This is a genomic window from Microbacterium sp. A94 (assembly GCF_051842855.1).
Taxonomy (GTDB): Bacteria; Actinomycetota; Actinomycetes; order Actinomycetales; family Microbacteriaceae; genus Microbacterium.
In genome coordinates this window covers 331,212-355,083 of record NZ_JBPXMU010000004.1, presented here as the reverse complement: position 1 = coordinate 355,083, position 23,872 = coordinate 331,212, and the positions used below count along the sequence as shown (strand labels likewise).

At 64.9% G+C, this 23,872-nt stretch carries 22 protein-coding genes; 4 read left to right on the top strand and 18 right to left on the bottom strand.

What is annotated here, in order from left to right; all coding sequences use genetic code 11:
- The first annotated feature begins 566 nt into the window (after positions 1 to 566).
- Positions 567 to 1,871 (top strand): CoA transferase, encoded by a 1,305-nt coding sequence (locus tag ACSU1L_RS12975; RefSeq protein ID WP_439256071.1) that lies wholly within the window; start codon positions 567 to 569, stop codon positions 1,869 to 1,871.
- On the opposite strand, the gene ACSU1L_RS12970 is transcribed toward ACSU1L_RS12975, so the two are convergent.
- Genes ACSU1L_RS12970 through ACSU1L_RS12960 form a run of 3 tightly spaced genes read right to left on the bottom strand, consistent with a single transcriptional unit; the run spans position 1,822 to position 5,139 of the window.
- Positions 1,822 to 2,631: a DUF4184 family protein gene (locus ACSU1L_RS12970; protein WP_439256070.1), complete on the bottom strand. Its 810-nt coding sequence runs from the start codon at positions 2,629 to 2,631 to the stop codon at positions 1,822 to 1,824. The two genes, ACSU1L_RS12975 and ACSU1L_RS12970, sit on opposite strands and share 50 nt — an antisense overlap.
- A gap of 3 nt (positions 2,632 to 2,634) precedes the next feature.
- Complete coding sequence (gene tyrS / locus ACSU1L_RS12965) at positions 2,635 to 3,918, bottom strand: tyrosine--tRNA ligase (protein WP_439256069.1); 1,284 nt, start codon at positions 3,916 to 3,918, stop codon at positions 2,635 to 2,637.
- Positions 3,919 to 3,972: 54 nt separating this feature from the next.
- Positions 3,973 to 5,139: an ATP-binding protein gene (locus ACSU1L_RS12960; protein WP_439256068.1), complete on the bottom strand. Its 1,167-nt coding sequence runs from the start codon at positions 5,137 to 5,139 to the stop codon at positions 3,973 to 3,975.
- 92 nt (positions 5,140 to 5,231) lie between these two features.
- On the opposite strand from ACSU1L_RS12960, the gene ACSU1L_RS12955 reads away from it, so the two are divergent.
- Positions 5,232 to 5,807, top strand: coding sequence for a DUF1349 domain-containing protein (locus ACSU1L_RS12955; RefSeq protein WP_438255221.1), 576 nt, complete (start codon positions 5,232 to 5,234; stop codon positions 5,805 to 5,807).
- A gap of 9 nt (positions 5,808 to 5,816) precedes the next feature.
- On the opposite strand, the gene argH is transcribed toward ACSU1L_RS12955, so the two are convergent.
- The 11 genes from argH to ACSU1L_RS12900 all read right to left on the bottom strand — a co-directional run bounded on the left by argH (position 5,817) and on the right by ACSU1L_RS12900 (position 16,491).
- Positions 5,817 to 7,247, bottom strand: a complete 1,431-nt coding sequence (gene argH, locus ACSU1L_RS12950; RefSeq protein WP_439256067.1) for an argininosuccinate lyase — start codon at positions 7,245 to 7,247, stop codon at positions 5,817 to 5,819.
- Between the two features lie 9 nt (positions 7,248 to 7,256).
- Entirely contained in the window at positions 7,257 to 8,336 is a 1,080-nt protein-coding gene (locus ACSU1L_RS12945) for a heparan-alpha-glucosaminide N-acetyltransferase domain-containing protein (protein ID WP_439256066.1), read from the bottom strand.
- Between the two features lie 57 nt (positions 8,337 to 8,393).
- The gene (gene argF / locus ACSU1L_RS12940) at positions 8,394 to 9,317 is read right to left on the bottom strand and encodes an ornithine carbamoyltransferase (protein WP_438255217.1); all 924 of its coding nucleotides are present in this window, start codon (positions 9,315 to 9,317) and stop codon (positions 8,394 to 8,396) included.
- A complete protein-coding gene (locus ACSU1L_RS12935) occupies positions 9,314 to 10,531 on the bottom strand; it encodes an acetylornithine transaminase (RefSeq protein WP_439256065.1) in 1,218 nt (405 codons plus the stop codon). The genes argF and ACSU1L_RS12935 overlap by 4 nt, the downstream gene beginning before the upstream one ends.
- Entirely contained in the window at positions 10,528 to 11,445 is a 918-nt protein-coding gene (argB, locus tag ACSU1L_RS12930; protein WP_438255214.1) for an acetylglutamate kinase, read from the bottom strand. Before argB ends, ACSU1L_RS12935 begins: the two co-directional genes overlap by 4 nt.
- On the bottom strand, positions 11,442 to 12,599 hold the full coding sequence (gene argJ / locus ACSU1L_RS12925) for a bifunctional glutamate N-acetyltransferase/amino-acid acetyltransferase ArgJ (protein WP_439256064.1): 1,158 nt from the start codon (positions 12,597 to 12,599) through the stop codon (positions 11,442 to 11,444). The genes argB and argJ overlap by 4 nt, the downstream gene beginning before the upstream one ends.
- Positions 12,596 to 13,648, bottom strand: coding sequence for an N-acetyl-gamma-glutamyl-phosphate reductase (gene argC, locus ACSU1L_RS12920; protein WP_439256063.1), 1,053 nt, complete (start codon positions 13,646 to 13,648; stop codon positions 12,596 to 12,598). Before argC ends, argJ begins: the two co-directional genes overlap by 4 nt.
- Before the next feature lie 325 nt (positions 13,649 to 13,973).
- The gene (locus ACSU1L_RS12915; protein WP_438255209.1) at positions 13,974 to 14,276 is read right to left on the bottom strand and encodes a type II toxin-antitoxin system PemK/MazF family toxin; all 303 of its coding nucleotides are present in this window, start codon (positions 14,274 to 14,276) and stop codon (positions 13,974 to 13,976) included.
- Positions 14,276 to 14,512, bottom strand: a complete 237-nt coding sequence (locus ACSU1L_RS12910; RefSeq protein ID WP_438255207.1) for a ribbon-helix-helix domain-containing protein — start codon at positions 14,510 to 14,512, stop codon at positions 14,276 to 14,278. Before ACSU1L_RS12910 ends, ACSU1L_RS12915 begins: the two co-directional genes overlap by 1 nt.
- A gap of 58 nt (positions 14,513 to 14,570) precedes the next feature.
- Positions 14,571 to 15,221: a response regulator gene (locus tag ACSU1L_RS12905; protein WP_438255205.1), complete on the bottom strand. Its 651-nt coding sequence runs from the start codon at positions 15,219 to 15,221 to the stop codon at positions 14,571 to 14,573.
- Positions 15,199 to 16,491, bottom strand: a complete 1,293-nt coding sequence (locus ACSU1L_RS12900) for a sensor histidine kinase (RefSeq protein WP_438255204.1) — start codon at positions 16,489 to 16,491, stop codon at positions 15,199 to 15,201. The genes ACSU1L_RS12905 and ACSU1L_RS12900 overlap by 23 nt, the downstream gene beginning before the upstream one ends.
- Positions 16,492 to 16,615: 124 nt before the next feature.
- On the opposite strand from ACSU1L_RS12900, the gene ACSU1L_RS12895 reads away from it, so the two are divergent.
- A complete protein-coding gene (locus ACSU1L_RS12895) occupies positions 16,616 to 17,389 on the top strand; it encodes an ABC transporter ATP-binding protein (RefSeq protein WP_439256062.1) in 774 nt (257 codons plus the stop codon).
- Positions 17,386 to 18,738: a hypothetical protein gene (locus tag ACSU1L_RS12890; RefSeq protein WP_439256061.1), complete on the top strand. Its 1,353-nt coding sequence runs from the start codon at positions 17,386 to 17,388 to the stop codon at positions 18,736 to 18,738. Before ACSU1L_RS12895 ends, ACSU1L_RS12890 begins: the two co-directional genes overlap by 4 nt.
- Positions 18,739 to 18,763: 25 nt before the next feature.
- Here the strand turns inward: ACSU1L_RS12890 and ACSU1L_RS12885 are convergent, their stop codons facing one another.
- The 4 genes from ACSU1L_RS12885 to pheS all read right to left on the bottom strand — a co-directional run bounded on the left by ACSU1L_RS12885 (position 18,764) and on the right by pheS (position 23,841).
- Positions 18,764 to 19,672 carry an endonuclease/exonuclease/phosphatase family protein gene (locus ACSU1L_RS12885; protein ID WP_439256060.1) on the bottom strand — a complete coding sequence of 303 codons (909 nt, stop codon included), beginning with the start codon at positions 19,670 to 19,672 and terminating at the stop codon, positions 18,764 to 18,766.
- A gap of 119 nt (positions 19,673 to 19,791) precedes the next feature.
- On the bottom strand, positions 19,792 to 20,172 hold the full coding sequence (locus ACSU1L_RS12880; protein ID WP_439256059.1) for a hypothetical protein: 381 nt from the start codon (positions 20,170 to 20,172) through the stop codon (positions 19,792 to 19,794).
- A gap of 130 nt (positions 20,173 to 20,302) precedes the next feature.
- Positions 20,303 to 22,801 (bottom strand): phenylalanine--tRNA ligase subunit beta, encoded by a 2,499-nt coding sequence (pheT, locus tag ACSU1L_RS12875; protein ID WP_439256058.1) that lies wholly within the window; start codon positions 22,799 to 22,801, stop codon positions 20,303 to 20,305.
- Positions 22,801 to 23,841 carry a phenylalanine--tRNA ligase subunit alpha gene (pheS, locus tag ACSU1L_RS12870; protein WP_438255195.1) on the bottom strand — a complete coding sequence of 347 codons (1,041 nt, stop codon included), beginning with the start codon at positions 23,839 to 23,841 and terminating at the stop codon, positions 22,801 to 22,803. Before pheS ends, pheT begins: the two co-directional genes overlap by 1 nt.
- Positions 23,842 to 23,872 lie beyond the last annotated feature (31 nt).

The window sequence follows — 23,872 nt, the reverse complement described above, 5'->3', positions numbered from 1 at the left end:
GGCTGGTCTTTGATCCAAAGGAATTCTCACCAGTCCGAAGACCGACGAGGATAATTTGGCATTTGACAAGTGCACGCTGTTGAGTTCTCAAGGATCGGATGCTCCCCCGACCCAGTCATCACAACCAGGCCCGAAGGGCAACTTCTCTATCTTATCTGTGCCGTTCAGCTTGTCAAATCGACACGCCGTAAGGCTCAGATTTCGAGATGTTATCGGAAGCGTTGATGCGCTTCGAGACAACTTCTCTATCTTACCCCGTGGCATCCGCTTGTCAAATCGGCGACTCGAGCGAACTCGACGCGATCTGTGGAACCACAGAGCATCCCGCTTCAGCGTCTCACCGAGGTGATCTTCTGAGTTGGGATGTGGTTTGCCACTTGAGGGGAGCTGGGCCTTGGCCCTGTCTCAACCCTGTGGGGCGAACAAGTAATAACTTACGCGGGATCTGAAGGTCGGGCAAATCACGGCAGCTCCCCGGGCGTGTCCGTGCGGACGTTGGAACGATTCTCCCCAGGTCACGCCCATTTTCTTACTCCGAACCGTTCGCTGAGGCGTACGATCGTGCCATGGATTCGCTCCCCACCAGCGCGGAGACTGGGGCATTCCCTCGGCGAGAAGTCCCTCTCCCTTCTCGTCTTGCGACCGGAGATCTGGCATGGGCCAGTGTCGCCGCGGTTCTGCACTGCGCCGGCCTCAGTCGTGCTCCGCAGCTTGACCCCGATCGCATCGCGATGGCGTACCGCAGCGACCGGCTGTTCCGCATCGATGGTGAGCAGCCAACCGTGTGGTCGCCATTCTCCGGTTTCTGGCAGACGAAGAACGGCTGGGTACGCACCCATGGCAACTATCCGCATCATGCCCGCGCCCTCTGCCTCGGTCTTGACCTGACTGAGGGTGCGAGTGCCGATGATCTGCGAGCGACGCTCGCTACGGCATCCGTTCAAGAATCCGTCGAACGCATCACCCGCGCAGGAGGCCTGGCCGTCGCTGTCGCCCGCGAGAATCCGCAGTACGACGCGGCACTGCGATCGCGACCCCTCGTCGAGATCCGTCGCATCGGCAACGACGCACCGACAAGATCCAAGGCACCGTCAAGGCTCAGGGCGTCGAGATTTACCTCCGAGGCAGCAACTCAGGCAGCACCGCTGGTCGGCATCCGCGTTCTCGACCTCACGCGTGCCATTGCCGGCCCGGTCTGCACTCGCACTCTCGCTCTGCTGGGTGCCGATGTTCTGCGCATCGATCCTCCTCACATTCCGGAGCCGAAATGGCAGCACCTCGATACCGGCCACGGCAAGCGGACAACTCTTCTTGACGCACGATCCGAACAGATGACCGCACTGCTCGAGGAAGCGGATGTCGTTGTGCTCGGCTACCGCCCGGCAGCCCTTGCACGCCTCGGGCTCTCCCCCGGCCAACTCGGCGAGCGATATCCCGGGCTGATCATCGTGCAGTTGAGCGCTTGGGAGCTGGATCAACCAGACCGCGCGGGCTTCGACAGCCTCGTGCAAGCGGAATCCGGAATCGCACTCATCGAATCGGCCGACGGTGAAGTTCCCGGCGCACTTCCCGCGCAGGCTCTCGATCACAGCGCCGGCTATCTGCTGGCGTCCGCCGTGTGCGCAGTGGTAGATCGGCGCGTTCACGAAGGAGGAACGTGGCACATCACCACGTCATTGCGTCGCATCGCCGCCGAGCTGCTCGGCATGCCGAGGCGTGATGCCCCTGAACGAGAACGAGAGATCGACCCGGCCATGCACACTCAGAATTTCAGTGTTGATGGCCACGCGCTCGTCACTGCTGCGCCGGTGCTGCCCGGGTTCAGCTTCGCGCCGCCCCGGCCGTGGGGCCGCGACGCGCCACAGTGGTGAGGATCACACACAGGGCGAGAGTGAGCATCGCCCAGAACCCACACGCTGGTGGCAGCACACGGTAAGCGAGGTGCCGGATCGTGAATTCCGCGGTGAAGGGCCCGAACACGACGTAGCCGATCACCCATGATCCGATGAGGATGACGGGGAGCGAAATCCACCAGGCCACGCGCACCCAGTGGGGAAGCATCTGCCTCACCACGCCTCCCGGTTTGGTTCGACGTAACCAGAGCAGCGCCCAGATCGCGATGATCAACAGCCCGACGATACTCGAACCATGCTGCAGCCATTTGAAGCCTTGCAGCGGTCCCCACTGATCGGCGAGAACAGGGAGAAGTTCGCTCCCCAGCCGCTCCTCGTGCGTGAACATGTCCCACACAATGTGCGAGAGCACTCCCAGCAGCACCGAAACTGCGAGCAGCAGTGGATAGCTACGACGCTCCCCCATGCCGACGGCCCGCCGAACAGCATCCCACCCGCCGCTCGACCATTCCTCGGGCAGCCGTTCGGCAAGCCACGTCGGTGACAGCTCCGCAACAGCCGGCCGGAGCAATACCCGCCACACCAGGAAGAGTACGAGCGCGAGGAGCGCGGTCCATACGAGATTCGCGATGGTGTGCGTGAAGGTGTAGGTGACCCCCACGCCGCGCAGGAACAACGGCAGATCCGGGGTCATCGCCCCGATCGCGATGGCCGCCGGCACCAGCGGCGTACGCACAAAAGGAAGTGCGATTACCGCGTGGCTCGGGGTGAACGGCATGCTCTAGCTGAGAAAGACGCCTGCGAGTGTCTTCTTTCCGCGTCGCAGAACCGAGACACCGCCGGGAAGAGTTCCGGTGACGACGGCCGCCTCGTCCTCGATCTTCACGCCGTCGAGCGAGACACCACCCTGCTTGATCGCGCGGCGTGCCTCAGACAAGCTCGTCACCAAACCAGTGGCGACCAGTGCGTCCACGACGGGACTTCCTGCTTCGACCATTGCGTGCGGGAGCTCATCCAGCGCACTGCGCAGAGTCGAGGCATCCAGCGCGGTTAGATCGCCCTGGCCGAACAACGCCTCCGATGCCGCGATGACAGCTGCCGTTGCGTCCGACCCGTGGACGGTCGCAACCACTTCAAGCGCAAGACGCTTCTGCGCGGCGCGGCGGAACGGCTCGCTCTCGACGAGCACCGCGTACTCCTCGATCTCTGTCTTCGTGAGGAACGTGAAGACTTTGAGACGCTCGATCACGTCGGCATCCGCGGTACTCAGCCAGAACTGGTACATCCGGTAGGGGCTGCACATCTCAGCATCCAGCCAGATCGCGTTGCCCTCGCTCTTACCGAACTTGGTTCCGTCACTGTTCGTGATCAGAGGCGTGCCGATCGCATGCGCCGATGTGCCTTCCACACGACGGATCAGATCGGTGCCACTGGTGAGGTTTCCCCACTGGTCGCTTCCCCCGGTCTGCAGCACGCAGCCGTACTGGCGGTACAGCTCCAGGAAATCCATGCCCTGCAGGATCTGGTAGCTGAACTCGGTGTAGCTGATGCCGGCATCGGAGTTCAGGCGCGCAGCGACAGCATCCTTCTTCAGCATCGTGCCAACACGGTAGTGCTTGCCGATCTCGCGCAGGAAGTCGATCGCGCTCATCGGCGCGGTCCAGTCGAGGTTGTTGACGATGCGGGCGGCGTTGTCGCCGTCGAAGCTCAAGTAGCGCTCGACCTGGGCGCGCAGACGCCCGACCCACTCGGCGACGGTCTCCGGCGTGTTCAGCGTGCGCTCTGCCGTCGGCCGAGGATCACCGATGAGTCCGGTGGATCCGCCGACGAGGCCGAGCGGCTTGTGGCCGGCAAGCTGGATGCGACGCAGCGTCAGCAATTGCACGAGATTACCCAGGTGCAGGCTCGGCGCGGTCGGATCGAATCCGCAGTAATACGTGATCGGGTCCCCGCCGAGAAGGGCGCGTAGCGCCTCCTGGTCAGTGGACACGTGGATGAGGCCACGCCAGACGAGTTCGTCCCACACGTTCTCGAACGCGGGGTCGATCGCCACGGGGGCAGTCATCAGATCAGTATTGGACACGCGTTCCAGATTATCAGCGCGGGCGAAGCATCTCGGTCACCGCGGGTCGTCTTCGAGTTCGCGGATGTAGCCGGCGAATCCGGGCACCGGGATCGTCACCCGCCCGTGCCCCTCCGAATGGATCAAACCTTTCGCGATGAGTCGGGCGCGCACCGAGGAAAGGCTGCGCGAGCTCACCTCGAGCACATTCGCCAGATCGGCTCTGTCTACCTGGGCGTTCTTCTCCTGCAGCCACGCGACGGCGATGAGGAACCGTCGCTGATTCGGCGTCGTGTTCGCCCAGCGTGCGGCGAAGAGGTTGCGCAGATCACGATCGACACTCGTGCGCGCTTTCTTGACATCGTCCTGGGTGATCGTGCCGCCGGCATCCGGTCTTCCGGCGGCGATCCAAGCGGCATCGCCGTAGAGCTGCACGGCGTAGGGGTAGCCGGCAGCGAGCTGCGCGGCCAGTTCCAGAGCATCCGGTTCCCACTCGACCTGCAGTTCGCTTGCCGGATCACGCAGCGCTGCCACCTGCGCACCGACCGACAGCATCTCCAGCGGACGGTAGGCGAAGCGTTCGCTGAAGGTGACAGCATCCGCAATCTGCTCGGGCGCGTTGGGGAGGCCCGCCGCATGCACGGCCGCGGGAATACTCGGATGCTCCGCCTGCAGATGCTGCCAGGCGTAGGCCAGGGTTCGGATGCCGTCGGCATCAGCCGACTGCACCTCATCGATGAACAGGACGAGAGCCTTCACACGCTTGCGATCCTCGGTAGTCGCGTGGATCAGCTTCTCGAGTGCGCGGGCACCGACACGGTCGGTGGTCCTCGAGGATTTGGTCTTCGCGCTGACCGATGCAATGCCGGGAACCCCGAGGGTGACGGTGAGCTCGTCAAGGTGTTCACGGATCGTCTTGGCGGCGGCCTGCGGCCAGCTGCTCGTGGCTTCACGGATGCCCTCGATGATCTGTGCGATCAGGCCGTCCGGCTCCCCCGCTGTGATCCAGATGCACAGGACCTCGCGTTCCTCAGCGAGACGCTGATACGCGCGCAGCAGCGAGGTTTTACCGATACCGCGTTCCCCGAACGCCACGTGGATGCGTCCGATCAGTCGCTGCAGATCCACCATGAGCGAGAGGCGTTCGGTGAATTCCTCGATCAGCTCACCGCGCCCCGGAACTGCACGGGCGATCTCACCGGGCGTATACGGGCTGGGTTGCACAAGAACCTCCGGGATACTTCTGGATACTTAGCGGCAAGTATCTCAATGTATCTGCACGGCGGCAAGAGCATCTTCCCGCTATGGTGACGAGCATGATCGCTTGGAACGAGGGGCGTTGGACCACCCCGCCCGCTGAAACTGCCACGCTCGACAACGGTGTACTGCAGGTCACTGCCGTCGAGGGAAGCGACGCTTGGCGCCATACCGCTTACGGTTTCGTGCACGACAGTGCCCACGCGTTGCTGGCGCCATTCGCCGTGGGAGACGCGATGGAGGTCACCTTTAACGCGGAGTGGACCGGCGAGTTCGATCAGGCCGGGGTGTTCGTGCAGATCGACGACGAGCACTGGATGAAGGCCGGGGTTGAGTTCGCCGATGGTCATCTCGGGCTCGGCGCCGTGGTCACGAACATCCGCTCGGATTGGTCGGTCGGCTACATAGATGAATGGCAGAGCGCCGAGATCACGGTGCGCGTCAGCCGCTGGAAAGATGCGCTGATTGTGCGTGCTCGGGCCGACGCCGGTCAGTGGCGGCTCGTGCGCGTGGCACCGTTCGACGGGGATGCCGTGGCATCCGCCGGTCCGTTCCTCGCAGCGCCCACCAACGCGGCACTCTCGGTGCGGTTTACCCGCTGGGAGCACAGCGCAGCGGACGCCACGCTGCACTGACCGCCGGTATTACAGTCCGAGCTGGTGTGCCGCTGCCTGAGTACGGGCGACGAGCTCGGCACGCTGCTCGGCCACACGCACGGGCGCGGTTCCGCCGGCACCAGTACGCGACGCCACGGAACCTTCGATGCTGAGCACCTCACGCACCTCAGGCTTCAGGTGCGGTGAGACCTGCGCGAGCAGGTCGTCGGTAGCATCCTCGAGGCCGATCCCCTGAGACTCGCATGCTTTGACCAGGGCACCGGAGATCTCGTGGGCGTCACGGAACGGAATGCGCTGCTTGACCAGCCACTCGGCGACGTCCGTCGCCAAGGAGAAGCCCTGCGGGGCAAGCTCTGCCATCCGCGCAGTGTCGAAGGTGAGTGTTGCGATCATGCCGGCGAAGGCGGGCAGGACGACCTCGAGTGTGTTCACCGAGTCGAAGACCGGCTCTTTGTCCTCCTGCAGGTCGCGGTTGTACGCGATCGGCAGGCCCTTGAGCGTCGCCATGAGGCCGGTCAGATTTCCGATCAGCCGGCCCGATTTGCCGCGCGCGAGCTCGGCAATATCAGGGTTCTTCTTCTGCGGCATGATGCTCGAGCCAGTCGAGTAACTGTCATCCAGCGTGACGAAACCGAACTCACGCGTGTTCCAGAGGATGATCTCCTCACTGAGCCGGGACAGGTCAACGCCGATCATCGCCGTGATGAAGGCGAACTCCGCCACGACATCGCGTGCAGCCGTGCCATCAAGCGAATTCTCCGCCGGGCGGTCAAGGCCCAGTTCACGCGCAACGAGTTCAGGATCGAGCCCCAGCGTGGAACCTGCCAACGCCCCACCGCCGTAGGGCGAGACTCCAGCGCGACGGCGCCAGTCGACGAGCCGCTCCAGCTCGCGCACCAGCGGCCAGGCGTGCGCCTGCAGGTGATGGGCGAGCAGCACCGGCTGCGCATGCTGCAGGTGCGTGCGGCCGGGGAGGATGGCGTCGGGATGAGCTTCGGCCTGCGCCACCAGGGCGTCGATGACGCGCAGGATGTCGCGGGCGATGACCTTGGCGTGGTCGATCAGGTACATCCGCACGAGTGTGGCGATCTGGTCGTTGCGGCTGCGTCCGGCGCGGAGTCGTCCGCCCAGTTCCGCGCCGAGCTCGGCGATCAGCGCCTGCTCGAGTGCGCCGTGCACGTCTTCGTCAGAAGGTGCGGGCACCAGAGTTCCGTCGGCGACCTTGCGTGCCACAGCGTCCAAGCCCGCATGCATCTGCTGCTCTTCGTCGGGTTCTAGATAGCCCGCTGCAGCGAGTGCCTTGGCATGCGCGTGAGATCCGGCGATGTCGTAGGGCGCAAGGATCCAGTCGAAGTGCGTCGAGCGGCTGAGTTCGACCAGCTCCGGTGCGGGTCCGCTTGCGAATCGTGCGCCCCACAGCGCGCCTTCGTTTGTGCCTTCGTGCTTCGCCTCGCTCATTCCTCCAGCCTACCGGCGTGACGCTGACCCGCCGACGGAACGCGTCGAGCGGTCGAGCACCCATTCCAGTGGTCCACGGCCGATCAGCACCGCCCACACCGTCGCGCCCAGGAGCGTCACCCCGACGAACGGCCAGAAAGGTTCGAGCTCACGAAATCCGCCCAGATCGGATGTGTCGCCGAAGGTGATTGCGGCGATGATCGCCCAGGCCACCAATTGTGCGGAGTATGCCGTCAGCGGCATGGCTCCGGTCGCGCGCAGCGGGAGGGTGATCAGTTTCACCGCCGGTACCCGACACAACACCTGGCAGGCACCGATGACAGCGATGGCGAATCCGCCGGATCCGACGGCCTCCCACAGCCCGGATGAATGCGGTGCGGCAGTCCATACCGCGTCCCAATACAGCCCCTCACCCGGTGCGGGCAGGAAAGCCAGGGCGTAACCGGCCCCGGACACCACCGCGCCTGTCACCAGCATCCGGATCTGCACGCTCTTGACCCTCAGGTCAGCGCGCGCTGCGCCGAGGCCGGCAAGGACGAAGGCGATCCAGAGGGTGAACGGGTAATTCCATCCGATCGCCAGTGCGACGTCGCCGCCCAGGTTCGAGGCCCAGAACGGGAGCTCGTTGAGCACCGGTTGCAGGAACGGCATGAGGATACCGATGCCTGCAGCGGTGAACAGCAGCGCTCGAGCTGACATCGTGGTGAAGGGCAGCACCAGCACGAACAGGATCGCGTAGGCCGGCAAAATGACGTAGACGGGGACGCCGGTCACGATCAGCAGAATTCCGATCACCAGCAGGATGCCGGCACGAATCGCGATCCTCGCCCATGCGGTGCTCATGCGCTCCGGCGAGAGCGGTCGTCGACCGCCCGTGAGGATACCGATCGATACCCCGGCAAGAGTTGCGAACAGGATCGATGAGCGCCCGTTGACGATCGCCGTCCAGGTCGACGGCTCATCCCACTCCGCTACCTCGCCGGTCCACAGCAGATGAGCAGCCAGCATCCCGAGCACGGCAAGACCTCGGGCAAGATCGACGCCGGCCAAACGGCCTGGTCCGTTCAGCCGGTCAAGATTCCGATGCACGCGCCCCTTCGACCTCTGTCGAGGTACCCGGGAGCGCGTGCTCGGCATCGTGGATGCTCAGCTCTGACGCAGCAGCCAGACCAGGAGCGCCTTCTGCGCGTGCAGACGGTTCTCTGCCTCGTCCCAGATGACGCTCTGCGGGCCGTCGATGACTTCCGAGTCGACCTCGTAGCCACGATCTGCCGGTAGGCAGTGGATGAAGATCGCTTCCGGGTCGGCCAGGCTCATCGTCTCGGGGACCACCTTGTATCCGCCGAGGTCGCGAATGCGCGCGAGCTTCTCCTCTTCTTTGCCCATCGACACCCAGGTGTCGGTGACGATGACGTCGGCTCCAGCCGCGGCCTCGTTCGGGTCGGCGAAGAGGGTGATCGATCCGCCGGTTTCCGCCGCGCGCCGGTGCGCATCGGCGATGACGTCTGCGCGCGGAGCATACGATTCCGGTGACGCGATGCGCACGTGCATCCCCGCAGTGACACCAGCCAGAGCGTAGGAGTGCGCCATGTTGCTCTCACCGTCGCCGAAGAAGGTCAGCGTCAATCCCTTGAGCGCTCCCTTGTGCTCACGGATCGTGAGCAGATCGGCCAGCAGCTGGCAGGGGTGGAAGTCATCCGACAGCGCGTTGACCACCGGCACTCGCGTGCCCTCGGCCATCTGCTCGAGTCCGGACTGCGCATACGTGCGCCAGACGATCGCCGCTACCTGACGCTCCAGCACACGAGCCGTGTCAGACGGAGTCTCTTTGCCACCGAGCTGGCTGTTCGCGGTCGAGATGATCAGCGGCGATCCGCCGAGATCGGCGATTCCCACCGCGAACGATACCCGGGTGCGCGTGGACGACTTATCGAAGATCACGGCGACAGTCTGCGGGCCCGCAAGCGACTTGTCGGCCCAGCGATCCTTCTTCAGCTCAACGGCGAGATCCAGGATCTCTGCCTGCTCTGCTGGGGTGAGATCGTCGTCGCGCAGCAGGTGACGGGTCATACGGATACCTTTCCGGATTCGGATGCTGCCAGGCTCGCCTGTACATCGGAGAGTGTGGCAGCGAACAGCGTGATGAATTCTTCGATCTCGGCGTCGCCGATGTTCAGCGCGGGGGCGAGACGGATCGTCTCAGGGTTGGCCGCGTTGATGATGAGCCCGCGCTCTTGAGCCGCCGAAACGATCGCACCGGCGATGGGCTGTGTCAGGACGACGCCGATCAGCAGACCGCGTCCGCGGGTGCTGTCGATGAGCGGAGACGCCAGGTCTTCGATCCGTTCACGCAGCTGCGCACCGCGCACGGCAGCGTTCTCAACGAGGCCGGCGCTCTCGATCTCGGCGAGCACGGCGTTGGCCACGGCGGTTCCGAGTGGGTTTCCGCCAAAAGTTGAACCGTGCGAGCCCGGGGTGAACAGCGCGCTGGCCGAGCCGTAGGTGACCAGAGCGCCGATCGGGAATCCTCCGCCGATCCCCTTGGCCAGGGTGATGGCATCCGGGGTGATGCCTTCGTGGCTGAATCCGAACCAGGCTCCGGTGCGACCGGCTCCGGTCTGGATCTCATCGATGATCAGCAGCGCGCCATGCTTCAGCGTGAGTGAACGGGCGGCCTCGAGGTAGCCGGCCGGAAGTTCGACGACACCGGCTTCGCCCTGGATGGGCTCGACGATCACCGCTGCAACCCGGTCATCCATCGCTGCTTCGAGTGCTTCCAGCGTCGCGGGGATGTGCTCTACTCCCCCGGGCATCGGCTCGAACGGCACGCGGTATGCCTCTTTCGCAGTCAGCGCGAGGGATCCCATCGTGCGGCCATGGAAGCCGTTCTCCAGAGCCAGGATGCGCGGACGCTCGACGCCGCCATGCAGACGCGCCAGCTTGAAGGCTGCTTCGTTAGCCTCGGCACCGGAGTTGGAGAAGTACACGCGACCGTCGATGCCGGCACCGGCGAGGCGCTTCAGGCGAGCGGCGAGTTCGAGCTGCGGCGGAGTCGCGAAATAGTTCGAGACGTGCGAGAGCGTGGCTGCCTGCTTCGAGATCGCCTCGACGAACACCGGATGGGAGTGGCCGAGAGATGTGACAGCGATACCGGCGAGGAAGTCCAGATAGCGTTTGTCGTCGCCATCCCAGAGGTACGAGCCCGCACCACGAGTGAGCAGCGCGAATCGGTCACCCGCGTTGAATACGAGATCACGTGCTGCGTCATCCTGCCAGACGGTCATGCCGTCACCCCCGAATTTCCCAAAACCACTTCAGTTCCAATTCCCTTGCTGGTGAATAGTTCCACGAGTACCGAGTGCGGCAATCGCCCGTCGATGATCGCCGCGGCGTCGACGCCACCTTCGACGGCTTCCAAACATGCGCGCATCTTCGGGATCATCCCCGATTCGAGCTTCGGCATCATCGCTTCGAGATCGGTCGACGTGATGTGCGAGACGAGCGAATCACGGTTAGGCCAATCCGCGTAGAGCCCGGCCACATCGGTGAGGATGACCAGCTTGGCCGCGTTCAATGCGACGGCTAGAGCGGATGCCGCGGCATCAGCATTCACGTTGAGCGACTGCCCCGGGTTGTCGAGGTCGGGGGCGATGCTGGAAATCACCGGGATACGACCGGCAGCCAGATGGTCAAGGACAGCCGTGGGGTCGACCTGGACGACATCACCCACGCGGCCGAGGTCAACCGACTCGCCGTCAACGACGACGCTGCGCCGACGACCGCCGAAGAGACCGGCATCCTCACCGCTGAGTCCGGTGGCGATCGGGCCGTGCGAGTTGATCTTGGCGACCAACTGCGGATTCACCTGGCCGGTGAGCACCATGCGCACAACGCTGATCGCCTCCGTGTTCGTGACACGGTACCCGCCCTTGAACTCGCTCGGGATCGCGAGGCGATCGAGCATGTTCGAGATCTGGGGCCCGCCACCGTGCACCACGACCGGCTGCACGCCGACGTAACGGAGGTAGGCGATGTCCTGGGCGAATGCTTCCTGCAGTTCGTCCGAGACCATGGCGTTGCCGCCGTATTTGACGACTACGATCTGGTCACGAAACTTCTTCAGCCACGGCAGTGACTCGATCAGTGTCGTCGCCTTATCGGCCGCGATGTCGGGGGTGGTGTCCTGAATATCGGTCATGAGGCGTACGCGCTGTTCTCGTGGACGTAATCGTGCGTGAGGTCGTTGGTGCGGATCGTCGCTTCGGCATCACCCATCTGCAAGTCGATGAGCAGATCGGTGGCGCGCGGAGTGAGGTCGACGTCCTCGCGAGGCCGGTCGGGTGCCCCCTCGGAGCAGACGCGCACGCCGTTCATCCAGACATCGACGTTGTACGGGTCGAACTGTGCATTGGTCGTGCCGATCGCGGCGAGCACGCGGCCCCAGTTCGGGTCATTGCCGAAGATCGCCGCTTTGAAGAGGTTGTTGCGTGCGACCGAGCGGCCGACTTCCACGGCTTCCTGCTCGGTGGCAGCGTTCGTGACGCGGATCGTGATGTCGTGGCTTGCGCCCTCAGCATCACCCTGCAGCTTGATCGCGAGCTGATCGCTGAGCTCGATGAGGGCTGCGGTGAAGTCGTCGAGGTCAGGACGGATGCCGCTGGCGCCGTTGGCCAGGAGCGTCACCTGGTCGTTCGTCGACATGCAGCCGTCGGAGTCGAGGCGGTCGAATGTCTGCCCGGTGGCCCGGCGAAGCGCTGTGTCGGCCTCGAGGGCTTCAAGGTCGGCGTCGGTGGTGATCACGACGAGCATGGTGGCAAGCCCAGGTGCGAGCATCCCCGCACCCTTGGCCATGCCACCGATCGTCCAGCCGTCTCGCGAGACGATGGCGGTCTTCGCGACCGTATCGGTGGTCATGATGGCGTGTGCTGCCGCATCGCCGCCGTCGGCGCTGAGCTCGGCGATCGCCTGCTCGGTACCGGTGAGCACCTTGTCGCGGAACGCCTGGTCTCCCGTGCCGATGAGTCCGGTGGAGCAGACCAGAATGTCGCCGGCGCTGACGTCGAGGAGCTCTGCGGCTTTCTCTGCCGTCTGGTGGGTGGTCTGGAATCCAAAGCTGCCGGTGAAGCAGTTCGCGCCGCCGGAGTTCAACACGATCGCCTCAACGGTGCGGTCGAGGATGACCTGCTGCGACCAGATGATGGGGTTCGCTTTGGCCCGGTTGCTCGTGAAGACCGCCGCACCGATCTTGCGGGGCCCGCGGTTGACGACGACGGCGAGATCGGGCTTTCCTGTGGACTTGAGACCTACGGCGACGCCGGCTGCTTCGAATCCCTGGGGTGCGGTGACGCTCATGGTGCCACTCCGTTCACTGAGAGTGCGCGGTCTTCGGGAAGGCCCAGCGCGAGGTTCATGGATTGAATGGCGGCACCGGCGGTGCCCTTGACGAGGTTATCGACCGCGGTGACGACGGTGACGCGGCCGGCGGCACGGTCAATCGCCAGTCCCATCAGGGCGGTGTTGGCGCCGATGACATCGGCCGTGCGCGGGAACTGGCCCTCAGGAAGCACCTGGACGAACTTCTCATCGCTATACGCGCTGTGCCATGCGGCCCGGATCTCATCGTCGCTGACGCCATCGATGATCCGTGCGGTGGAGGTTGCGAGGATCCCGCGTGCCATCGGCACGAGCACCGGCGTGAAGGAGATGCGGATGCCGTCAGGGTCAGCTCCGGATGCCGCGGCGAGCGCCTGGCGGATCTCGGGGATATGGCGGTGCGTGCCACCGACCGCGTAAGGGTTCGCGCTGCCGAGAATCTCGCTGGCGAGGAGGTTCGTCTTGAGGCTCTTTCCCGCGCCCGACGGCCCGACAGCAAGGACGGTGACGATGTCGCTGGGGTCGATGACACCGGCGGCAACGCCCGGTGCGAGGCTCAGGCTCACGGTGGAGGCGTTGCACCCCGGAGCGGCGATGCGCTTCGCGCCGCGCAGAATTTCGCGCTGCTTACTATCGCCCACGAGCAGCTCTGGAACTCCGTACTCCCACGGCTCATGGAAATCGCCGCCATAGAACGCGTCCCAGGATTCCTGCGACGTTAGACGGTGGTCAGCGCCGGCGTCGATGATCAGCGAAACATCGTCAAGGGCATCCGTGTACTGACCGGACTGTCCATGCGGAAGCGCCAAGAAGACGATGTCGTGCCCAGCAAGGATGTCTGGGGTGGTGTCCTGCAACGTCAGGTGTGCGAGCGAACGCAGGTGTGGTTGATGCTGGATCAGTGGCTGGTCGGCGTTGGAGTGCGCGGTCACAGTACGGATCTCGATGTCGGGGTGACTTGCGAGCAGGCGCAGGATCTCGCCGCCCGCATAGCCGGATGCGCCGGAGACGGCGACGGTATACGTCATGGTTCTACCTTAACGGTCGGTGGCTCTTCGACAGAGCTGTGGACGGGGCCGAAGGCGGCGACACCGGTGCTCGACCCGCTGAACCGACAGATCGGCGTGCGGGGAACGCGGGGGTCGCCTACAGTCGGCGGCCGCCCAGACGGCTGCGGCGTCGGCGCACGGCAATGACGCTCGGAGCGAGCGTCAGAGAGGCGGATGCGGCCGAAGGCATGTGGCGAGAATAGACCCGCGGCCGCAACATCCGCAAATCAACGCTGTGTCAGCGTGCCTCGGTCGGCGCGGCGAAGAACGCCCTAGCGGAGCGTGAATCGCGCGAGACCCAGCGCTACTGGTCGAGATCGAAAGCGAGTGATACCGCGGTGGCGAGCTGTGATTCCTGCGACTCGGTCAGGAAACCTATCGTGCGTCCGAGAGCGGATGTCGGAATCGTCACGGTATTGTCCAGCGCGATTGCGCACTCATGATCGAGACCGTTCTCACGCCCCACCGGTACCTCGCTGCTGAGGCCTTTCACTGTCGAAGTGATGGGCGCGACCGTCACCTTCGTCATCGCTGCACGAACTGCTTCACGGGTGAGCACAACCACCGGTCGAGTCTTGTCGAGACGCGCGAGGCAGATCTCTCGCATCAGTCGCGCTCGATCTGGAAATGGCCAGTCGCCCAGTCGACAAGGCCGTCAAGATCATCGTCCGCACCCTTGGCTCGAAGAACTGAGGCGTCACGCTCTGCCGCACGGCGCCTCAACTCGCGCTGAATCGCGACAGACACCAGCTCTGTGCGATTGGCGACGTCGCCCGCAGCCACAAGAGCATCCATCTGGGAGACGGTGTCGTCTGGCAACCGAACTGCGATTTGCGTGCTCATGCGATGATTCTACCCTTGTGCATCCCATTCTGGTATGCACCGATGTTCGCCGCAGCCACTACCGCTGATTCTGCAGGAACAACAGGATCGCGCGCACCCGACGGTTCTCATCCGCCGGGCTCAGGCCCAACCCGGCGAAGATGTTGCCGACGTGCTTACGCACTGCCGCGTCGCTGAGAAACAGCTGCGCCGCGATCTCACTGTTCGAGGCGCCCTCTGCCATGAGGGCGAGCACTTCTCGCTCGCGCGGCGTGAGCGCGTCCAGCGGTCCCGACGATCCTGTCCGCAGCAGGTGTCGGGTGACCTCGGGGTCGATGACCGTGCCCCCGTCGGCCACGGTCCTCATCGCACGATCGAAGTCCGCGACGCGGTTCACTCTTTCCTTCAGCACGTAACCCACCGCACCTTCGGAGAGCATGAGCAACTCCCGGGCATAACGGTTCGCAACATACTGCGACAGCACGAGGATGGGCTGCGCCGGATGTGCGGCTCTGATCTGCAGCGCCGCACGTAGGCCGTCATCTGTGCCGTCAGGCGGCATCCGCACGTCGGTGATGACGAGTTCGGGCCGGGTGTCGAGCGCCGCGTAAGTGTGCAGCAGCTCCGGAGCGTCAGACGCCGTCGCCACGATCTCGTGTCCAAGCCGCTCCAGCAGCGCGCTCAACGCTTCCCGCAGCAGCGTCGCGTCATCGGCGAGGAGGATTCGCATCCGCTCCCCCGTTCCGGTCACTCGTGTCTGCGAAGTCCGCGACGGGAAGATCCATGCGCAGCACCGTCGGGCCACCCACGGGACTGGTCAGCGTCAGTGCGCCTCCGAGGGACTCCGCTCGTCCTGCCAGTCCGGATATCCCGGTCCCCCCTGCTGCATCCGCACCGCCGTGACCATCGTCCGTCACCGAGACATACGCGATCCCGCCGTCGAGGCCGAGCTCGACAGCGACCCGTGACGCGACCGTGTGCTTGGCGGCGTTGGTCAGCGCTTCCGACACCAGGAAGTACCCCGCGGCCTCGGCTGCGGGCGACAGCCGAGGAAATCCGTTGTCCGTGATCTGCAGCGGCAGGGCACTGCGCCCAGCCAGCTCTTCGAGCGCGCTCAGAAGCCCGTGGTCGGTGAGCACCGCCGGATGGATGCCGCGCACGGTCTCTCGCAGTCTCGCCAGCGCGCGCTCGGTCTGATTTTGTGCGGTGCGCAGCGCCCGCTGTGCAGCATCCACGTCGCGAGAGGCAAGTTCCAATTCGAGCAAGCCGAGGCGCGCAGCGATGCCGACGAGTTCCTGCTGAACGCCGTCATGGAGGTCACGCTCGATGCGCCGACGCTCGACCTCATGCGCCGTGACGATGGCCGCCCGAGACCGAGTGAGCTGTTCGACACGGCGGTCGATCTCCTCCGCACGAGGTGCGATGAGCCAGCCGATCACACTCGCATGCAACGCGGCGAGCGCAGCATTGGCATACGCCATGATCAGCATGATCAGCGGCAACCACGGCAGCGGATGCCACCAGCTCTCCGCGCCGACTGAGATCCAGACATCCTCGAACAGGTTCACCTCAGCGGGCGGACGGCTGTAGCCCAATACCGCGAGCGCGATCGGCATCGCGACGGCGACGAGCTGCAGGATCAATAGCGCCAGCGCGAGCGCTCCGATCACGAGACCTGCCAGCAACGCCGCGGTCTCCCGCCAGGTGGCGGGCTCCGTGAGCCGGACGTTCAGCCAGTTGTGACGTTCTTCGCGGGGAATGCGCACATGGCCGCTGGTGCGGCGCGGTGCGCCCAGCATCCGCAGGCGACGTCTTTCGAGAGCAGCGAGAAGGATCGCCCACAGCGGCAGAGCGATCACCGTCAAGGCCACCACGGGCAGCGTGATCAGGAACAGAGCCGACGTGAGAACCACGTGCACGAGCGCCAACCACGGCCAGCGCGAGATGACGAAGCGCCAGGGCGGCAGCATGAGCCCCTGCCAGATCGTCGATGCGCGCATGCGTTCAGCCTATGCATCCGCACAGCCCGTCGACCGCGAAACCGCCTGAAGGTAGCGCCAGGTCTACCCTCGTCCGCGTCCCCAGGCTGGTGTGCACATGCCGTAACCGGAATGGACTGGATGCATGACACAGACTTCCCCGCCGATACCCGCTGCTCCCGCTCTGCGCGCCCGCGGCGTGACCAAAAGTTTTACTGTGCGCGGCGGGCACTCCACCCCGGTGCTGCGGGGTATCGACGTCGATCTCGCACCGGGTGAGATGTTGAGCATCGTCGGGCCCAGCGGATCGGGAAAGTCGACGCTGCTGTACTGCTTGGCAGGTCTCGAGCGCATCGACAGCGGTGAGATCACGGTCGTCGGGGAACGGATCGACAACGCCTCACCAGCGCGTTTGGCGCGGATGCGCCGCAACCGGATCGGCTTCGTCTTCCAGAGCTATAACCTCATCGCTTCCCTCTCCGTGCGTGAGAACGTGGCATTGCCCGCACGATTAGCACGTCGACGAACACCGGATGTGCAGGCCGCGCTGGCCGCTGTCGGGTTGGCGGATCACGGCAGGAAGCTGCCCGGGGCACTGTCGGGCGGTCAGCAGCAGCGAGTTGCCATCGCACGCGTGCTCGCCGCACAACCGGATGTCGTTTTCGCCGATGAGCCCACCGGAGCTTTGGACACGGCGACGGGCGTGCAGGTACTGGATCTCCTGCGCGAGCACGCGAGCGGTGATCGCAGCGTCGTGCTGGTGACGCATGATCTGGATGCCGCGGCTCGCGCCGACCGCACCCTCATACTGCGCGACGGCGTGATCGTGGCGCCGTTGGTTCAGGCCACGGCGTCAGAGATCCTGTCCGTGATGCAGGCGCCAATCGGCGCAGCCGATGTCGCTGGGGTCGTCGCGTGACCCGGTTGCTGTGGGCGGAGCTGCGACGCGGATGGGCCAGTTGGGCAGGGCTCATCGCCGTGACAACCATCAGCGCGCTGACGTTCTCAGTGGCCATCGCGATGTTGGAGCGCGGACTGCGCGAAGGCGGAGAGATTCTCGAGGCATCGACAAGCTTCCTGTCGGTCCTGCTCATATTCAACATCCCCGGCGGCGCGATCGTGATCGCTGCGATCGCACGCCTCGCTGTCGATCTGCATCGCCCGGTGTACGCGCGCTGGCAGCTGAGCGGTGTCGGGCCCGCACAGACATCGACCGTTGTCCTCGTGCAGCTGGCGTGCATGGGTGTCATCGGCGGAGTTCTTGGTTACGCTGCATCGATTGCGATCGTTCCCGCGTTCCTGAACGCCGTTTTCGCCCAGGACACCGGCTGGTGGGCCGATGCCACGATCACCCCGGGGACCTTCACTGCCTGCATCGTCATCCCACTCACAGTGATCGTCACGCTCCTGGGCGGATTGCGCGCAGCGGTGTCCGCCGGGCGCACACCCCCGCTCGCGGCACTGCGCGATCCTGAACCGCAGGCGAAGCGGATGCGGTGGTGGCGATGGGTGCTGTTTCTCATCGTGCTCTTCGCTGCAGGAGCCGGAGTGATCGCGCCGCTTCGGGCTGAGGCACGCAGTACCGTGATCTCGCAGTTTCCGCTGCTGCCTGCGTTTTTGATGATGATCGTCGCTGCAGCAGGCCCGGTGCTGTACCCGCTCGTGCTGCGGGGCTGGACCGCCGTCATCCCCGCACGTGCCTCGACATCGTGGTATCTCGCTCGCCATCAGGCCCGTTACCATCTGAGTCGCAGCACCGCGTCGATCACCCCGCTGTTCGTCGGCGCTTCCCTGCTGGGCGGTCTCATGACGATGTCTGCCACGACGAATGCCGCCATGGATGCCGCCGGCCTCGGCGGAAACTTTGATCTGGACATCATGCAGGTGATGCTGCTGGTCGGCGGACCGGTGCTGCTCGGAACAGTCGGCGCGGCCGTGGTGATCTTCATGAGCAACCGCACTCAGGGCGCCGAGCAAGCACTGCTGCGGGCGAGCGGGGCGACCGAGCGCACAGTCCTCGCGTCAGCACTGTGGCAGGGCGTCATCCATGTGGTGACCGCGTGTCTGCTCGCCGGTCTCGTCCTCGTCGGCACCGCTGTTGTGGCGGCCACCGCGCTGGCTCGGTTCATCCCCGCAATTCCCGTGGTCGATGTCGGTGCCGCATCGCTGTTGGCTGCGCTCGGTCTGGTGCTCACGGCATCCGCCACGGTGTTGCCTGGGCTTGTGCGCCTCAGGGAACCCGTCGCGCGCCAGCTGGCCGCGGCGTGATACTGCCATGTAGCGGCTCTGTCCGTTATCTCGCGTCGAGTACCGCGACGATGGGGCGATGATCGGCGCCCGCCTCGTCCAGTGATGTGACGACTTGGACTCCCCGAACGGTCCACGCGGCTCCAAACAGCACGTGATCGATCGGTGCTGCGAGCCAGGCCGGCGCGGACGTTGGCCAGGTGCCTATCGCTCCGGCGCCGGCCATTACCGCCGCGTCCTGGCAGTCGCCGACGAGCGCATCTCCGGTACCTAATCCGGACAGATGGTCGACAGTCGCGTTGAGGTCGCCCGCGACGATCACCTCGGGAGCGTCGCATTGCGCGGCGATCCACTGCAGCCCTGATCGCCATTCATCCATGCTCTCGGGAAGTGGAGGCGACGGGTGAGCTGCGACGATCGTCGGCCCGGTTCCGTCCACGGAACGCCACACGGCGCTCGGTAACCCGGGCGTCGAGCCCGCCGACGTGTCGACTCGATAGTCGCCGAGGTCATCGTGGATGAGCACGGATGTAGGGATCCACGAATCGCCAGTTTCTCCGTACGTGGTCGCGGCCTTCATCTGGTGTCCGTCTTTCGCCACCAGCCGCGCCACTTCCGACGCTGCGAGATCATCCATCTCGGGCAAGCTCACGATGTCTGCCTCGGTCGCCAGTATGAGTCGCGCGACGCTCTTCGGGGATGCAGCGCCACCCTGGGTATTCCACGCGATGACGGTCAGATCACCGTCCGGAATCGCGGCCTCGAACCCACGGGAGAGCAAGATACCGCCATTGGCGACTGATGCCAGACCGAGAACGATTGCGACTCCCGCGGCGATTCCGCACTGTCGTCTGAACACATCGACCGTTGCGACAAGAACAGCTCCGATCCCGAGAAGCAGTGCGAGCGGCGCACGGAATGCGATGAGCTGCGCCACGGGGAGCGACGTCTGCATCCCGAAAGCCTGCGGCCACGCAAGAAACACGGCGACGGGGGCGCCGACCAGCAGAGTCACACCGAGGCGGAGCGGGCGTATCCGGCGTGGCCTTTCGCCTCTAGACGCTGTGCGACGCTTCATGGGAGGTATTGGCCGCACGCGTTCCTCACGTCGACGCCCGCGTCGACATAAGCGACAGCGTCAGCGGAACTCACCGGGTTGTCAGTCGTACTGCCATCGGCCGCAACTGCCAGCGCGTCAGACCAGTCCGCCACCGCGTTGCCCAGCGACGTCGCAGCGATCTTGACGTCTCCCTCGGCGTCAATGCTTCTGGCGTCATCTGCGAGCTGATCAAGCTGAGCTGATGCCTCAGGCGATTCGCCCACGAGCAGGTCAAGTTCACCCTGGATGTTCAGCAGGTCCCGACAGGCGTCAGTGTTGTTCGAAGTCCCACTGCACCCGGTCATCGTGAGAGCCAGAACCACGACGACGAGTATCGAGCTCGTGCGATTCCTCATCTTGGCACTTTACCTCGGTCATCAGGCGCGACTATCCGCTTGCGGAACCTCGACCAGACAGGAGCGCCGGCATCCCTCACGGAACACCGGCGCTCATCATCTCAACCCGAGAGTCACTCCAAAACGAGAGTCACTCGCGCAGAGTCGCGCCGAACCGCTCGGTCGCCACAGCGACTCCGGCGAGCTTCGCTTCGGTTGCTTCGGCGGCGGTCAGCGTACGGTCGGCGCGGAAGCGCAGCGCGAATGTCAGGCTCTTCTGCCCGTCATCGACGCCCGGACCGCGGTAGTCGTCGACCAGACGCAACGATTCGAGCAGTTCACCCGCACCTTCCACGAGAGCTGCACGCAGTTCGCCCGCGGTCACCGTTGCCGGGACGACGAGCGATACGTCCTGCGTTGCCGCAGGATACGTCGACAGCGACTCGGCGACAACGCGCGAACCCGCGAGCGACAGAATGCGGTCGAGATCGAGCTCGAGCACGACGGCGCGGCCGGGAAGATCCGCGTCAGCTGAAACATTCGGGTGCAGCTCACCGACGTAGCCCACCTCGGTGTCACCGACGCTGAGCACGCCCGTGCGCCCGGGATGCAACGCCGCACGCTCACCCTGCGCGACGTCGATCTCCACTCCGGCAGCAACAGCGATCACGCGGACAGCATCCAGAGCATCCGACAGGCCAGCCGGCTCGGCATCGCGACCCGGCTGGCGTGCGGACACGTTGCCGGTGAAGAGTGCTGCCACGTGACGGTGCTGCGGCGGGATGGAGGCGTTCAGCGCGGCCAGTGTCTCATCCGAGGGTCGTACGCCCAACGGCGGCACCTCATCGGTGCCGTAGACGACGCCGGCTTCGGGAAGGAACACCAGGCCGGTCTCGAAGATCGCGAGATCGGTCAGACCGCGCGCGATGTTGCGGTGCGCAATCTGAAGCAGACCAGGCACCAACGAACGGCGCAGGAACGGCGACTGTCCATCCAGCGGGTTCGCCATTCGGATGCTGGGCAGGTGCTCCCCCGACGCCGACCCGTGCAGGTGATTCTGCTGCTCGGTCGTGAATGGGAAGGCCGGCGTCTCGACGAGACCCGCCGCCGCTAGCGCGTTCGCGACACGACGACGGCCCTGCTGGAGCACGGTGAGTCCTCGACCGGACGGCGGCGTCGGCAGCACCGATGGAATGCGGTCGAGGCCATGGATACGCGCAACCTCTTCGGCCAGCGTCCACTTGTCGGTGAGATCGGGTCGCCAGCTCGGCGGGATGACCTGCCAGCCCTCAGCGGTCTCAGTGACCTCTGCACCGATCGTCTCGAGTGCGCCGACGATCTCCTCATCGGTGTAGTCGACACCGATGAGGTCGGGGACGAACTCGGCGGGAAGATCGATGCCATCGATGGAGACGTCAGAGAACAGTGCCCCACCGACCTCATCGATTCGTCCACCGGTGAGGGAGACCATAAGGTCGGCGACCCGGCGAGCGGCCACGAAGGGCACCAGCGGGTCGACACCGCGTTCGAAGCGCTTGGATGCTTCGCTGGGAAGCTTGTGACGACGGGCGCTGCGCGCGATCGAGATGGGATCGAAGATCGCCGCTTCAACGAGTACGTTGCGCGTTTCAGCGCCCATCTCCGTCGTGCCGCCGCCCATGACGCCGGCGAGGCCGATCGGGCCCGAGTCGTCTGTGATGAGCAGGTCTTCGACGTGGAGGGTGCGTTCCTGACCGTCCAGCGTCTTCATCGTCTCGCCATGCTGCGCGCGACGCACAGTGATACCGCCGGAGAGCTTGTCGAGGTCGTAGCCGTGGATCGGGTTGCCGAGCTCGAGCATCACGTAGTTGGTGATGTCGATCAGCACACCGAGCGAGCGGATGCCGGCGAGCGACAGCCGCGCGATCATCCACGGCGGCGTGGGACGAGACGGATCGACATCGCGCACGATGCGCACGACGAACTCCTGCACCGCAGGGTTCTCGCGCAGCGGCTGGGCATCGACCGCAAGCGGGAAGCCGGTGCCGGGCTCGACGTCGGCCCATTCGTGCTCAGCCGGATCGCGGAAGTCCGTGCCGGTTGCATGCGAGTATTCGCGAGCAACGCCGCGGATGGAGAATGCGTAGCCGCGGTCAGGGGTGACGTTGATCTCGACGGCGACGTCGTCCAGGCCGAGAAGCTCGATCGCGTCCGTGCCGACAGGAGCGTCGATATCCAGCGAGGCCAAGACGAGGATGCCGTCGTGCTCATCCCCGAGCCCCAGCTCGCGGGCCGAAGCGATCATGCCGTCAGAAACGTGACCGTAGGTCTTGCGCGCCGCGATCGGGAATGGGCCGGGCAACACAGAGCCGGGCAACGTCGCGACGATCTTGTCGCCGACGGCGAAGTTGCTCGCACCACAGACGATGCCGCGGATACCTCCGTTATCGAGGCCGACGTCCACCTGGCACCAGCGGATCGTCTTGCCGTTGGACTGCGGCTCTTCTTCGAAGGAGAGCACCTGCCCCACGACGACGGGGCCGGAGATCTCGAAACCGTGGATCTCCTCCTCTTCGAAGCCCACCGACACCAGAGTCTCGAGAACATCCTCAGGAGTGGCATCCGGTGCCACATCCACGTACTCACGCAACCACGAAAGCGGGACGCGCATCACACCACCATCCCGAACTGTTCGCTGAAACGGACATCGCCCTCGGCCATGTCGCGCATATCTTGTACGTCGCTGCGGAACATCAGCGCACGCTCGACGCCGATGCCGAATGCGAAGCCGCTGTAAACGTCTGGGTCGATTCCCGCTGCGCGCAACACATTGGGGTTGACCATGCCGCAACCACCCCACTCGATCCAGCGGGCACCGCCCGTGAACGTCGGGTGCCACAGATCGAACTCGGCCGAGGGTTCGGTGAACGGGAAGAAGTTCGTACGCAGACGGGTCTTCGCCTCCTCGCCGAACAGCTGCTTGGCGAGGTGATCGAGCGTGCCTTTGAGGTGGGCCATCGTGATGCCCTTGTCTACGACCAGTCCCTCGACCTGCGTGAACACCGGCAGGTGCGTGGCGTCGAACTCGTCGGTGCGGTAAACCCGACCGGGGCACAGCACATAGATCGGCACCTCACGGTCGAGCATCGAGCGCACCTGCACGGGGCTCGTGTGCGTGCGCATGACGAGATGACGATCGACCGGATCGACGAAGAAGGTGTCCTGCATCTGGCGTGCGGGGTGATCGACGTCGAAGTTGAGCGCGTCGAAATTGAACCACTCGTGCTCGAGCTCTGGTCCTTCCGCGACCTCCCAGCCCATGCTGACGAAGATGTCGGAGATGTCATCCTGCAACTGCATGAGCGGATGCCGCGCGCCGACGCGCGTGCGTGACGAAACAGCAGTGATGTCCACGCGCTCTGACTCGAGGCGGGCAGCCGTCTCCAGCTCGGCGAGTTCTGCTTCACGAGCCGCGAGCGCCTTCGTGACCTGACCGCGGCCCTGTCCCACGAGTTTGCCAAAAGCGGCCTTGTGCTCGGGTGCGACCTGACGCATCGAAGCGTTCAAAACCGCCAGCGGCGATCCCTCGGCGACGTGCGCGGAACGAGCTGCTTTCAGCTCTGCGGTACTGGCAGCGGCGCCGATGGCAGCGAGTGCGGCTGCCACGGCGGTTTCCACCGCCTCGGGCGTGATTTCAGGAGCGTCAGACACAAGACATGAGTCTACTGGCGTGCATGGGATC